Source organism: Halothiobacillus neapolitanus c2, from assembly GCF_000024765.1.
Taxonomy (GTDB): Bacteria; Pseudomonadota; Gammaproteobacteria; order Halothiobacillales; family Halothiobacillaceae; genus Halothiobacillus; species Halothiobacillus neapolitanus.
This window is the reverse complement of record NC_013422.1, coordinates 1,558,343-1,572,271: the sequence shown is the minus strand read 5'-3', so window position 1 is coordinate 1,572,271 and position 13,929 is coordinate 1,558,343. Positions and strand designations below refer to the sequence as shown.

The following is a 13,929-nucleotide window of genomic DNA, read 5'->3' as shown; positions in this document are numbered from 1 at the left end:
TCGTGCTGGAACTCACACTCATTCAGAAAATCGCCATCGGTATTCTGCCCATCTTGCTGGCAGTGACCGTGCACGAAGCCGCCCATGCCTTTGCCGCAAACTATCTGGGCGATGGCACAGCCAAGTTTCTCGGGCGGATGACCTTGAACCCGATCAAGCATATCGATCCGATCGGTACGATTGTTGTACCACTGGCGATGTTCATTCTCACGTCGTTTGTATTCGGTTGGGCCAAGCCGGTGCCGATCAATACGAAGAATTTCAAGGATCCACGGCGAGACATGGCGCTGGTGGCGATTGCGGGCCCTGCGTCAAACATGCTGATGGCATTTGCGTGGGCCGGGCTGACCGCAGTCGGTGTGTCCGGATTGGCGAGCGGAGCCTGGTATGCCGAACCGTTGGCGTTGATGGGGCAGATCGGGATTTTCGTTAATATCCTGTTGGCCGTGTTCAATTTATTGCCCTTGCCGCCGCTCGATGGCGGGCGTGTGCTTGTCGCGCTGTTACCGCCGCACGCGGCCAACAAGGTCTCCATGCTGGAGCCTTGGGGCTTTCCCATTTTGCTCCTGCTTCTGTTCACCGGCGCGCTGTCGTACGTTATTTCGCCGATTCTGCTGGTCCTGCTGAACTGGTTTAACGGCCTGGTTCATCTGCTCTAATCACCGGATCAATCAAAAGTGGTTGCAGAGATACAGGTGAAAATCGGCGGGCAGCCACTCACGCAACTGCCCTTGGATTTGTATATCCCCCCTGATGCGCTTTCCGTGTTGCTGTCGCAATTTGAAGGCCCGCTCGATCTGCTGCTCTACCTGATTCGCAAGCAAAACCTCGACATCCTTGCAATTCCTGTCGCCGAGGTGACGCGGCAATACCTGACCTACCTTGATCTGATGCAATCTTTGAAAATCGAACTGGCGGCGGAGTACTTGCTCATGGCCGCCTGGCTTGCCGAGATCAAATCGCGGTTGCTTCTTCCGACGCCACCGGCCGCAGACGATGAAGAATCAGAAGACCCTCGCGCTGCCTTGGTTGAGCGCCTGCTGGCTTACGAGCGCCTGAATCACGCAGCCTGTTGGCTGGATGAGCAGCCGCGAGTGGATCGGGACTTTTTCCCTTTGAGCATTACCGCAACGCTTCCCCGTCACACCATTCTCCCGCCTGATATTTCCCTGACGGACCTGGTGGCAGCGCTGCGCGGCATGGTGCGACAGGGTGAGCTGACAGCGGCGCATGAAATTCGTCGCGAGACGCTGTCCGTTCGTGCCCGCATGACCGACATCCTCGATCTGATGAAAATGGGGAGCCCCGTAACGCTGGATCGTGTCTATCGGGCCGAAGAAGGGCGCGGTGGTATTGCCGTGAGCGTGGTTGCCGTGCTTGAGTTGGCCAAGGCCCACGCGATCGAATTTGCGCAGGATGGCCCCTTTTCGCCGATCCGGCTGTTTGCGGTTTCATCGGAACTTGACTTGAACGAGTGATTCCATGGGGATTTATGGCGATGCTCGCAGATAAAGCATTCGCCACAATGCTTTGATCGAGGGAAGTGTCGGCGATCATGTTGGTCGCAGTGGCGGTGCGCCGCAAAGGTGTCGAATCAGTTCCTCAAGCTTCCATTCTGCGGTCTGAGGCGCTAGAATACGCGCGCCTTGTCATAACCCTAGGTTGTGCGCGAGGTAATTCACACGTTCAACGGTAAAACGATGCGGGGTGCTGCGGGAAGGCGAGAGGCCGCCCAAGGTTGCATTGGTTTGGTTGAACGGAGGCTCAACCCATAATTTGAAAAGGTTTAATATCATGGCATCAGTTAGCATGCGTCAAATGATCGAGGCCGGCGTCCATTTTGGTCACCAGACTCGTTATTGGAATCCGGGCATGGCGCCCTATATTTTCGGTCAGCGTAACCGCATCCACATCATCAATCTGGAAAAGACCGTTCCGATGTTCAACGATGCGTTGAACTTCATCAGTAAAGTTGTTGGTGGCGGCGGAACCATCATGTTCGTCGGCACTAAGCGTTCAGCTCGCGACACCGTCGCTGAAGAAGCGGCTCGTTGTGGCATGCCGTATGTCAACCACCGTTGGTTGGGCGGCATGATGACGAACTACGCTACCGTGCGTCAGTCGGTTCGTCGTCTTAAAACGCTGCAAACTATGGAACAAGACGGTTCGCTGGCAAAACTGAACAAGAAAGAAGGTCTGATGATGACCCGTGAGCGTGAAAAACTCGAGCGTTCACTCGGTGGTATTCAGGATATGGATCGTCTGCCGAATGCGCTGTTCGTCATTGACGTCGGTCACGAAGATATCGCGGTGATCGAAGCCAAGAAGCTGGGCATCCCTGTTATCGGTATCGTGGATACCAACAGCAGCAGCAAAGGTATCGATTACGTTATCCCGGGTAACGATGATGCGATCCGTGCGATCCAGCTCTATGCCCATGCAGTAGCTGAAACCGTACTGGAAGCGAAGGGTGCGTCAGCGATTGCTCCCTCAGACTTTGTCGAAGCAGCGGAAGCCGATCAGGCCTGATTGATTGTTTGATCGGCGTGGTGTCGACCTTCGGTACCACTGCCCAATAAACAGCAACAGAACGGGTCCCAAGTGGCCCGTTATTGTTATTAAATGAATTTTAAAATTAAGAGGAAACGCTGATGACAACGATTAGTGCCAGCTTAGTTAAGGATCTGCGCGAGCGTACCGGCTCGGGCATGATGGAATGCAAGAAAGCCCTGGTTGAAACCGGTGGTGATATCGAAGCCGCGATCGAGTACATGCGTAAGAACGGCTTGGCCAAAGCCGACAAGAAAGCCGGCCGTGTGGCTGCCGAAGGCCAGATTGGCGTAGCCGTTTCTGATGACGGCCATATTGCTGCCATGGTTGAAGTCAACTCCGAGACGGATTTCGTTGCCAAGAACCCGGATTTCGCCGGATTCGTGCAGTCGGTTGCCGATCGGGTATTGGCGGATAATCCTGCCGATATGGATGCCTTGATGGCGTTGCAGATTGACGGCCAGAGCATTGAAGATAAGCGTAAAGCGCTGGTTGCCAAGCTGGGTGAAAACCTCCAGGTGCGCCGTTTCGAGCGTTACGAGACCACAGGCGCTGTTGGCGCTTATCGTCACGGTGAGCGTATCGGTGTATTGGTTGAGTTGCAGGGCGGCGAAGTGGCTCTGGCCCGTGATATTGCCATGCACGTTGCCGCGACCCGTCCGGTCTGCGTGAACGAATCCGATGTGGATGCCGATCTGGTGGCTAAAGAGCGCGAGATTTTCATCGCTCAGGCAGCCGATAGCGGCAAGCCTGCCGACATCATCGAAAAAATGGTGGATGGTCGTATTCGCAAGTTCCTTGCCGAAGTGGCGCTGGTTGGCCAGCCGTTCGTCAAGGATCCGGATTTGACGGTCGGTAAGCTGCTCAAGAACAAAGGCGCTACCTGCGTCAAGTTTGCTCGTATCGAGGTAGGTGAGGGGATCGAAAAAGACACCACCGACTTCGCGGCCGAGGTGATGGCGCAAGTCAAAGGCGCCTGATACGAATAGATAGGCCGGAGGCGACTCCGGCTTTTTTTTGAGCCTGATAATGCACCTTGGGCTCGCGCGAACGATATGCTGCATTCGCGTATGCCACTATTTTCCAATGTCTGTGCGATATTGGAAAATGGTGTCAATTGAGAAGCGTTCTTTTCGATTGTTATGGTCAGAAGGATTAGGGATGAGAAACCTTCACTGACCTTCCTTGGATTCCCGATAAAACTCAAGAGGCCTACAATATGACCGACCCTGCCACGCCCAAATACAAACGCGTATTGCTGAAATTAAGTGGCGAGGCGTTGATGGGTGATAGCCCTTTTGGCATCGATCCTTCGGTCATTCATCGTCTGGCTGAAGATATTCTGAGCTTGCGATCCATGGGTGTTGAGATCGGGATTGTCGTTGGGGGCGGTAATATCTTCCGTGGAGAAGGTTTGGCCAAGGCCGGTATGGACCGGGTTACGGGCGATCAGATGGGCATGCTGGCGACGGTTATGAATGGTCTTGCCATGCAGGATGTGATCGAACAGCGTGGATTGGAAGTCCGGGTAATGTCCGCCGTGTCCATCCCCTCTGTGTGTGAATCCTTCATCCGCCGCCGGGCGATTCGTCATCTTGAGAAGGGCCGGATCGTGATTCTTGTCGGTGGCACGGGCAATCCGTTCTTTACCACGGATTCTGGTGCGAGTTTGCGCGCCATCGAAATCCAGGCCGATATCATGATCAAGGCGACGAAAGTCGATGGCGTTTATGACTCGGACCCCGTGAAGAATCCAAATGCGCTCCGATTTGAACACTTAACTTATAATCACGCCCTTGATCAGCGTCTGGCGGTCATGGATGCGACAGCGATCGTGCTTTGTCGCGACCAGAACATGCCGATGATGGTGATCGATATTCATGCCCCGAACAACCTGGTGCGCGCCATTCAAGGCGAGCCTGTGGGTACATTGGTGACATCCGAGGAATTATTGAAATGATCGAAGATATTAGAAAAGATTGTGATGTGCGGATGCACAAGAGCATCGATGCGCTCAAGGTGGAATTGAGCAAAATCAGAACCGGACGGGCACACGTCAGCATTCTTGATCATGTGTCGGTGGATTATTACGGCAGCATGGTGCCGTTGTCTCAGGTTGCCAAACTGTCGGCTGAAGACTCTCGTACCCTGTCGGTAACACCGTGGGAAAAAGAAATGGTCGGCAAAATCGAAAAAGCGATCATGACTTCCGACTTGGGGCTGAATCCATCGACTTCCGGTTTGGTGATTCGGGTTCCGATGCCTGCGCTTACGGAAGAGCGCCGCAAGGAGTTGGGCAAGGTGGTGCGTACCGAAGGTGAAAATGCCAAGGTGGCCGTGCGAAATATTCGCCGTGATGCCAACAATGACCTGAAGAACATGCTCAAGGACAAGGATATTTCCGAAGACGACGAACGTCGTGGTCAGGACTTGATCCAGAAATTGACGGATCAGTGCGTTACCGAAATCGATAAGCTGGTCGCTGAAAAAGAAAAAGAATTGCTTGAAGTCTAATTCGGCGTGAAGGCATCGGATACAGCGTCTAGTTCTTCGGCGGTTTCTCCTGCTGTCCAGCCATCCAATGGCCCGCAGCATGTCGCTGTGATCATGGATGGTAATGGGCGCTGGGCCAGAGAACGGCATCTTCCGCGCAGCCTTGGTCATCAACGAGGCCGCAGAGCAGTTCGTCGACTGATTGAGTCTGCTCGTCGCGCAAACATCCCCGTACTTACCCTGTTCGCATTTTCCTCCGAGAACTGGACGCGCCCAGCCGAGGAGGTGGACGCATTGATGCGCCTGTTTTCCTATGCGCTGGAGCGAGATATCAAGGATTTGCACGCCAATGGTATTCGTGTGCAATTCATCGGGGATCGTACGCGTCTGCCTCAGGGCATATGTCATTCGATGACACAGGCAGAAGAGCTTACGTCAGCCAATGACGGGCTGCACTTGATGATCGCCGTCAGCTATGGGGGGCAGTGGGACATACTTCAGGCAGCTACCCGGCTGGCCCGTTCGGCAGAACGGGGTGAGGTTGATCTTGACGACGAAACTGCGGTTCGCAGCTGTTTTGAAGCTAATTTATCCACCGCTAATCAACCGCCTGTCGATCTTTTCATTCGTACGGGTGGCGAGCAGCGCATCAGCAATTTCCTGTTGTGGCAATCCGCTTATGCCGAACTCTATTTCACGTCCTGTCTGTGGCCTTCTTTCACTGAGAAAGATTTTAGAGACGCTTTGAACTGGTTTGCCGCTCGCCAGCGCCGCTTTGGCGGTGTTGAAGAATGATGACGAGCACAGATAACAAAGCCATGAGCGGGACGGGTGTGCGCGTGTTGACGGCATTGGCGCTGGGTGTGCTCGGTCTGTTCGTTATTTTTGCGCTGCCTGAGTATGCTTTTGTCGGTTTTACCGCGTTGCTCTCGCTTGGCTTGGGTTATGAGTGGTTCCGTCTCTGTGCAATCGGCTTGATTTGGCGCTGGATCGCACTGATCGCTGCCGCGTTCTTGGGTGCCGGACTCTTTTTATTCTTGCCAGCTAACTTGGTCTCAGGATTGTTTGCCCTTGCCGTGTTGGGTTGGGCCGGATTGATTCTGGGGCTATGGTTTCACCGACGTGTTGCCGCGCCTACCCGCTCATCCAATGTTCGTACGTTGCTCGGAATCCTGATCCTGCCCGTATTCTGGTTAGCCGTGGTCATGATCCATCGCGAGGAGCAGGGGCCGTGGTTGCTGCTGTTCGGGATTTTGATTGTGGCTGTTGCCGACTCGTTGGCGTATTTCGCCGGTCGGGCTTGGGGCAAAAACAAACTCGCACCTGCCCTGAGCCCGGGTAAATCAATAGAAGGCATGATCGGCGGTCTCGTCGGTGTCGGTTTGCTTGCTGCGATTGGCGCCGCGCTGCCCTTATTCCAAGCCGTGCCTTCATGGCAGTTGGCTGTTTGGAGCATGCTGGTGGCGATTTATTCCGTTGCGGGCGATCTCGAAGAATCCCGTTTGAAGCGTGAGGCAGGCGTGAAGGACAGCGGGCGGATACTGCCCGGTCATGGTGGCCTGCTTGACCGGCTCGACGGCCAGTTGGCGGCCATGCCCATCTGGTTTCTGGCGCTTGCCCAGATGCACCTGTTCGTTGTGGCCTGAGCTGATGGGAGATCGGCAGTGAAATCTGTTTCAATTTTCGGCTCAACGGGGAGCATCGGCCAGAGCACATTGGCCGTGGTTCGTCTCCACCCAAAGCATTATCGGGTGCAAAGCTTGGTGGCGAACGCGCAGGTTGATGTTTTGTGGGCGCAGATTCAGGAATTTCACCCCCGTACGGTTGGTGTGGCCGATCCGGCTGCCGCGGCTCGATTGCGCGAGCGAATCGCAGAGCAAATTCCAGATGGCGCACTGCGGCCAGAGATCGTTGACCAGCCAGCGCAAATTGCAGCATTGGCCGCAGAAGAATCGGTCGATGTCGTTGTAGCTGCCATTGTCGGTGTGGCTGGTCTTGCCTCGACCTGGGCTGCGGTGCGTGCAGGCAAGCAGGTGTTGCTTGCCAACAAGGAGTCACTGGTCGCGGCGGGTCAAATCATGATGACCGCCGTCGCCGAGTCCGGTGCGACGCTTCTGCCCATCGACAGTGAACACAACGCGATTTTCCAGTGCCTCCCCGTTGGAGAGCAACCTGCCAAAGCGGTTGATAAACTCATTCTGACGGCATCCGGCGGGCCATTTAGAACGCATCCCCTTGAGCGATTTTCAGAGATTACAGTTGATGAAGCTTGTCGTCATCCGAACTGGTCGATGGGGCGCAAAATCTCGGTGGATTCGGCCACGATGATGAACAAAGGGCTTGAGGTCATCGAGGCATCCTGGCTGTTTGGCATGCCGGCGTCGCGGATCGATGTGATCGTGCATCCGCAATCCGTGATCCACTCCATGGTGCAATTCGCAGATGGTTCGGTGCTGGCCCAACTGGGCCTGCCGGATATGCGCACACCCATCGCGCATGCATTGGCCTGGCCGGAACGAATTGAATCGGGCGTAGCGCCCCTAGATTTTACTTCCCTCAATGGCTTGCACTTTCATGCGCCCGATTGTGAACGTTTTCCTTGCTTGCGGCTTGCTTATGCGGCGATTGAAAGCGGCGGCAACGCACCATTGGTACTGAATGCCGCCAATGAAGTTGCCGTTGCCGCATTTCTGGATGGCCGTATCGCATTCAACGATATTTCCCGGTTGATTGAGGCTGTCATGAACTTGGTTCAATCCGGAACCCGGACGGCCGCGCCCGAGTCCATAGAGGCGGTGTTGGACGAGAACGAGTGGGCACGTGCGATGGCGGATGCGGCTGTCATTCGTTTCGAGAATTCACGTGGCTGATCGCTTCATTGCCCGTTTTGAGCTTGCCTGTACTCTTTTGGACCACTTGATGACATGAATATTCTAATGAGTTTGTTGGGGTTCCTGATCACCATCGCGGTGTTGGTCGCATTCCATGAATACGGCCACTTCTGGGTTGCCCGAAAGCTTGGGGTCAAGGTTCTGACGTACTCACTCGGCTTTGGCCCTACGTTATGGTCCACCCGTAAGGGGCCGGATGCGATTGAATACCGTATTGCCGCTTTTCCTTTGGGCGGTTACGTAAAAATGCTGGATGAACGCGAAGCGCCCGTCGACCCATCCGAGCAGCATCGGGCGTTCAACAGCCAGCCCGTCTGGAAGCGTTTTCTGATTGTTCTTGCCGGACCGGTTGCGAATATTCTGCTTGCACTCGTACTCTGGATGATGATGTTCATGGTCGGAGTTCAGGGTGTGCTGCCGAAGGTTGGCGTGGTGCCCGCCGATTCCGTTCTGGCTCGAAGCGGTCTTCAGGATGGTGATGTGATTACGCAAGTCGGAGGACAAGCCATTCATAGCCTTTCCGATCTGCGACTTGCTGTGTTGGAAGGGGGCGTGGCCGGGGCCAAAGTGCCCATCGAATTTGAACATCAAGGTGCTGTCAACACGGGCACTCTCGATTTGACCAAGCTCAAACCACTTCAGGGGAATCATCAGGGACCGGCGAGGGATGTGTTGAGAGAGATTGGCTATCGATTGTGGTCGCCAAAGGGTGATGCCCTCATCCATAAGGTGATGGCTGCCAGCCCCGCCGAGCAAGCCGGCTTGAAGAAAGGCGACATCATTGAGGAGATCAATGGTTCGACGTATCGGGATCCCTGGGCTCTGATTACCCGCATCGAGCATTCTCCTGGCAAGCCCGTCACGCTGACCGTGCTTCGAGATGGGCGTACAGAACAGATCACGGTGACGCCCAAGACCGAAACATCCACCAATGTCGATGGCAAAACAACCTCCGTTGGGCGGATCGGTGCCCAGTTGGGCCTGGTGCCCGATGCCGTGGCGCGCGCGAAGGCTGATGGGATACAGATGCTGGTTCTGGAGCGATACAATCCGGTTGAAGCGTTATCTATGGCCGCATCGCGGAGTTGGGCCATGACCACGCTGACTTTTAATGTCTTCGGTGGCTTGCTTACCGGTCAGGCGAGCTTATCCAATCTCTCAGGTCCGGTGGCGATTGCCGAGTACGCCGGGCAGAGTCTGGTTATCGGCTTTTCAACTTTCCTTGGGTTCATGGCACTGGTCAGCCTGTCGCTCGCCATCATGAATTTGCTGCCCATCCCCTTGCTGGACGGCGGCCATTTGGTGCTTTATGTGGTTGAAGCTCTTCGTGGGAAGCCCGCGGAGGCCGCGCTTGAAGCCGTTGCAACCAAGATAGGTCTGGCCTTTCTGGTGAGTTTGATGGCGCTGGCTTTCTATAATGACATCTCACGGTTGCTGCACTAGGCATAGTCGGCGACAATAGCTCGATTGTCGGCAGTGGCGAGCGGTGCACTGAGTTTGGTTCGCATGCATGGCTTATATCGTTTGATAGTCTGATGGGCACCTCGAAAAACCGTCACGAGCATGTTCGAGTGCAAGGAGCCGCGCAGTGAGCAACGAGACATATCAAGTAGATAGGCGAGGCGCGGGCTTACGCCAGCTGCTCGTAAACGAGCACGCGAATTCAAGCGCCTCACCCGGCAGGGCTTCCGCCATGGATGGCGGAAGGGTGCGAGAACAGGACGCGCAGCAATCGGACAGCACAGTAGGTTTTTCGAAGTGCCCTGATGTGATGGCGGGCCGGAATCGATCAGTGGCTCAAAAGGGCCGCGGAATTTACTTTAAACACTTTTTTATCCGAATATCTGGGATCTCTCTTCAAGCATGACTTCACAAATTAAGTTTTCATTGGCTCGGTTCATCCTGAAGCCTGTCGCAGCAGCTTTGCTGCTCATCCCAACGCTGGCCCATGCATTCGTGATTTCGGATATCAAGGTAGAAGGTCTGCGCACCGTCACGCCGAGCACGGCATTTACGTATATTCCCTACCACGTGGGTGATGATTTCACTGCAAACGACAGTACACGGGTCATCGACGCGCTATACAAAACCGGGTTCTTCAGTGATGTCAATGTTGGCCGTGTCGGCAATGTGTTGATGATTCAGGTACAGGAAAGACCGACCATCTCTGCCATCGAGGTCAAAGGCAACAAGAAAGTTGAAACCGAAAAGCTTCAAAAGGCACTGAAAGACATCGGCTTGAGCCAGGGGCACGTCCTCGACCCGCAGGCACTGGACAAAATGAAGACCGAATTGCAACGCGTGTACTACAGCCTCGGGCAGTACGGTGTTCAGATTCAGACTCATGTGCAGAAACTGGACGATAATCGCGTTTTCGTTTCCATCGATATCTACGAGGGTAAACCGGCCAGCATCCAGCAGGTTCGTATTATCGGAAATCATGATTTCTCCGAATCTGAGCTGTTGTCTCAACTCGCGATGCATCCGGTTTCCTGGTGGGCTTTCTGGTCGAGCGCAGATCAATATTCAAAAGAGAAAATGTCGAAAGATCTCGAAAGTCTGCGGTCTTTCTATCTTGATCGCGGTTATCTGAAGTTTGCGGTGGATTCCTCACAGGTCACCATCACACCTGACCGTAAGCACATGGCTATTGTGATCAACATCACCGAAGGGCAGCGTTACAAGGTCAGCGGTGTCACTTTTTCCGGCAATCTATTGCTGGACAAGGCCACACTGGATGCGCTTGACAAGGTCAAAACAGGTGAATACTTCAACCGCAAGGATGTGATCGATACTTCGGATGCCATCGCCAAGCGGTTGGGTAACGATGGTTATGCGCTGGCTCGCGTTCAGCCGATGCCCCAGATCGATGAAGACAATAAAACGGTAGCCATTGATTTCAACATACAACCCGGTGACCGCGTCACGGTTCGGCATGTGGAATTTACCGGCAACTTCAACACGAACGAAGAGGTCTATCGCCGTGAAATGCGGCAGATGGAAGGCAGTTGGTATGCGGCCGATAAGTTGGACCGCTCCAAAGAACGCATCCAGCGCCTGCCTTCCGTTCAGCAGGTGGATCAAAAGGTGAAACCGGTTTCAGGTGTGCCTGATCAGGTTGATGTCGACTATGACATTACCGAGCAGTTGTCCGGTTCCTTCACTGCGGGGGTTGGTTATTCGCAATCCGAAGGTGTGCTTTTCAATTTGGGCCTTAACCAGTCGAATTTCCTGGGTTCCGGTAAATCGGTCGGCATCAATTTGCAGCGTAGTTCGTACCAGACAGGCGTGCAGTTCAATTACAACAATCCTTATTTCACCGTCGATGGTGTGAGTCAGGGTTTCGGTCTGTTCTACTCAAAACAGAATGCGGCGCAGTTGTCTCTCTCCCGGTATCTGGTCGATTCGATCGGGGGTAACATCAATTTCGGTGTGCCATTATCCGAGAATACCTATGCGTCCATCGCCTTCCAGTTGCAGAACCAGAAAATCAAATCCACCACTTATTCACCAAGCTGGATTACCGGCGTGCCTGTCGTGCCTACAGGGGAATATCCGGTAACTCCATTGGGTGAAAATGGCTACGATCGCCCTGGTCCCGGGTTTGATGGCAAGAGTTTCTATACGTTCAGCCTGATTCCCACCTTGAAGTACGACACGCGCAACAAGGCCATCTTCCCGACATCAGGTATTTTGCAGACCGTTTCCGCCACACTGGCCGTGCCGGGTAGTCAGTTGAGATACTACAAGGGTGACTATAAAGGCCGTGTTTATTTCCCGCTTTGGACAGACGCGACACTGTCTGCCCATGGTCGGGTCGATCTGATTAAAGCGTATGGCGAGACGCAGTCCACTTACGGTGGTGTCAGCCAATATTACAATGGTGTGCCGCCTTTCTTGAATTATTATGCAGGCGGCATACAGTCCGTCCGTGGTTATCAGGATTACTCATTGGGTCCTTTGGACTCGAATGGTGATCCGATAGGCGGTACGTTCCTGACAGCTGGTGGGCTTGAGCTGATTTCGCCCATGCCATTTTTGACCAGTCAGTCAAACAATGTTCGCCTATCACTGTTCTGGGATGTGGGTAATGTGTACGGCAGCTATAACGATTTCAGTGCCAGGGATTTGCGCCAATCTGTAGGGATCGGATTTAACTGGATTTCGCCGGTCGGTCCATTGGTGTTCAGTGTGGCCAAGCCCCTGAATAACAAGCCTGGTGACCGGACTCAGGTGTTCCAGTTTACCGTGGGTACAAGTTTTTGATTGAGAACGTTCGCAAGACATCACTTGTGCCAACGGCTGTGAGATAATCCCGAGGCTATCTGTCCCCGGTTGTGCTTTGTTTTTTTAGGAGAGTTTGCGTGAACCGCATTGCATTGGCTTTAGTTTCTGTTTTGGCTTTGTTTTTCGCTGCGACTGCGCAGTCGGCGGAAATCAAGATTGCCTTTGTCAATTCCTCTACCTTGCTTGAGCAAGCGCCTCAGGCCGATATCGCCAAGAAGAAGCTTGAAAAAGAATTCGCGCCTCGTGAGAAGGAAATCCGTGATGCGCAGCAAACGGCACAAGCTTTGGAAACCAAGCTAAACCGCGACGGAGTAACCATGAGCGATAGCGACCGTTCCAAGCAGGAGCAGGAGCTCAACCGTCAACTTCGTGATCTGCAGCGTATGCAGAGCAATTTCCGCGATGACCTGAATCTGCGTAAAAACGAGGAGTTGGGCAAACTTCAGCGCGTTGTGCTGGCTGCCATTAAAGATGTCGCTAAAACAAAAGGTTATGACCTTATTCTGGCTGAAGGCGTTGTTTATGCCGCGCCTCAGGTTGATATAACGAGCGATGTACTCGCCAAACTCAAGCAAGACGTGAGCGCAGGGAAGTAACAGAAGCTGTCTCCTCTCCCTGAACGGCCCCAAGCAAAGTGCCCGCGATTCCTACCGATGCCGTCCGTGTCGCTGATGTGGCAGCACGCATAGGGGGTTCTGTCCGCGGAGATGCCGGACGGCTTGTTAGTGGCGTAGCCTCATTAGCCTCTGCAACGATTTCTGACCTGTCCTACTTCAGTGGCAACCGACGAGGCATTCAACCCGATAAGACATCTGCCGGTGTGGTGCTCTGTCAGTCAAAACATCAGGACGCCCTCCCATCGGGGGCGGTATTGATTCTGGTGCCGAACCCACAGTCTGCCTTTGTCGATGTTCTGGAATGGTTGTTTCCTCGATCCGAACCGACGAAGTGCATCGATCCGTGCGCGCATATTCACCCGACCGCAGATCTGGCGGATGATGTGACCGTTGGGGCTCATGTTGTGATTGGTGCCGGTTGCCGCATTGCGTCAGGTGTTCGAATCGGTCCGGGTTGCATTCTCGGTGAAAATATATCGATTGGTTCGGATACTGAATTAATCGCACGGGTGACCGTGATGAACCACTGCGAGATTGGCGCTCGCTGCGTTATCCAACCCGGTGCCGTGATCGGTTCCGATGGATTTGGTCTTATTAATGAGCAGGGGCGGTGGCGGCGCGTGCCGCAGTTGGGGCGCGTCGTGATTGGTGATGATGTCGATATTGGTGCCAACACCACGATTGACCGTGGCGCGCTGGATGACACACGCATCGATAACGGTGCCAAGCTGGACAACCTGATCCAAGTTGCCCACAACGTTGAAATTGGGGCGCATTCAGCAATTGCCGGTTGCGCTGGGCTTGCAGGTTCGAGCGTGGTGGGCAAATACTGCACCTTGGGCGGTGGTGTCGGTCTGGCCGGGCATCTGACATTAGTCGATGGTGTGCACATAACCGGCATGTCAATGGTCACACGTTCCATTCGTCAGCCTGGCGTCTACTCGGCGGGTACCCCCTTGGACACCAACGATAACTGGCATAAAAACGCCGCGCGTTTCAAACAGCTCGAGCGAATTGCGCATCGTGTTCAGGCATTGGAAACCGGTCTGAACGCATTGCGAAAAAATGATGAGGAAAATCTGTGAGCACAA

The 13,929-nt window shown here is 54.1% G+C and carries 13 protein-coding genes; all 13 read left to right on the top strand.

What is annotated here, in order from left to right:
* The first annotated feature begins 2 nt into the window (after window positions 1-2).
* The 13 genes from HNEAP_RS07295 to lpxD all read left to right on the top strand — a co-directional run bounded on the left by HNEAP_RS07295 (window position 3) and on the right by lpxD (window position 13,923).
* Window positions 3-659 carry a site-2 protease family protein gene (locus tag HNEAP_RS07295; RefSeq protein WP_012824322.1) on the top strand — a complete coding sequence of 219 codons (657 nt, stop codon included), beginning with the start codon at window positions 3-5 and terminating at the stop codon, window positions 657-659.
* A gap of 18 nt (window positions 660-677) precedes the next feature.
* Window positions 678-1,478: a segregation and condensation protein A gene (locus HNEAP_RS07290; RefSeq protein ID WP_012824321.1), complete on the top strand. Its 801-nt coding sequence runs from the start codon at window positions 678-680 to the stop codon at window positions 1,476-1,478.
* Window positions 1,479-1,794: 316 nt separating this feature from the next.
* A complete protein-coding gene (gene rpsB / locus HNEAP_RS07285) occupies window positions 1,795-2,529 on the top strand; it encodes a 30S ribosomal protein S2 (RefSeq protein ID WP_012824320.1) in 735 nt (244 codons plus the stop codon).
* Window positions 2,530-2,651: 122 nt separating this feature from the next.
* A complete protein-coding gene (gene tsf / locus HNEAP_RS07280; RefSeq protein WP_012824319.1) occupies window positions 2,652-3,530 on the top strand; it encodes a translation elongation factor Ts in 879 nt (292 codons plus the stop codon).
* Window positions 3,531-3,769: 239 nt separating this feature from the next.
* Entirely contained in the window at window positions 3,770-4,510 is a 741-nt protein-coding gene (pyrH, locus tag HNEAP_RS07275) for a UMP kinase (RefSeq protein ID WP_012824318.1), read from the top strand.
* Window positions 4,507-5,064, top strand: a complete 558-nt coding sequence (gene frr / locus HNEAP_RS07270) for a ribosome recycling factor (protein WP_012824317.1) — start codon at window positions 4,507-4,509, stop codon at window positions 5,062-5,064. Before pyrH ends, frr begins: the two co-directional genes overlap by 4 nt.
* Window positions 5,065-5,070: 6 nt before the next feature.
* Entirely contained in the window at window positions 5,071-5,838 is a 768-nt protein-coding gene (uppS, locus tag HNEAP_RS07265; protein WP_012824316.1) for a polyprenyl diphosphate synthase, read from the top strand.
* On the top strand, window positions 5,835-6,689 hold the full coding sequence (locus HNEAP_RS07260) for a phosphatidate cytidylyltransferase (protein WP_012824315.1): 855 nt from the start codon (window positions 5,835-5,837) through the stop codon (window positions 6,687-6,689). The genes uppS and HNEAP_RS07260 overlap by 4 nt, the downstream gene beginning before the upstream one ends.
* Before the next feature lie 18 nt (window positions 6,690-6,707).
* The gene (gene ispC / locus HNEAP_RS07255) at window positions 6,708-7,913 is read left to right on the top strand and encodes a 1-deoxy-D-xylulose-5-phosphate reductoisomerase (RefSeq protein WP_012824314.1); all 1,206 of its coding nucleotides are present in this window, start codon (window positions 6,708-6,710) and stop codon (window positions 7,911-7,913) included.
* A gap of 54 nt (window positions 7,914-7,967) precedes the next feature.
* Window positions 7,968-9,377 carry an RIP metalloprotease RseP gene (rseP, locus tag HNEAP_RS07250; protein ID WP_012824313.1) on the top strand — a complete coding sequence of 470 codons (1,410 nt, stop codon included), beginning with the start codon at window positions 7,968-7,970 and terminating at the stop codon, window positions 9,375-9,377.
* A 420-nt stretch (window positions 9,378-9,797) separates the two neighbouring features.
* Entirely contained in the window at window positions 9,798-12,200 is a 2,403-nt protein-coding gene (gene bamA, locus HNEAP_RS07240; protein WP_012824312.1) for an outer membrane protein assembly factor BamA, read from the top strand.
* Window positions 12,201-12,298: 98 nt separating this feature from the next.
* Window positions 12,299-12,817 (top strand): OmpH/Skp family outer membrane protein, encoded by a 519-nt coding sequence (locus tag HNEAP_RS07235; protein WP_012824311.1) that lies wholly within the window; start codon window positions 12,299-12,301, stop codon window positions 12,815-12,817.
* Between the two features lie 38 nt (window positions 12,818-12,855).
* Window positions 12,856-13,923 (top strand): UDP-3-O-(3-hydroxymyristoyl)glucosamine N-acyltransferase, encoded by a 1,068-nt coding sequence (gene lpxD, locus HNEAP_RS07230; protein WP_012824310.1) that lies wholly within the window; start codon window positions 12,856-12,858, stop codon window positions 13,921-13,923.
* Window positions 13,924-13,929: the final 6 nt, after the last annotated feature.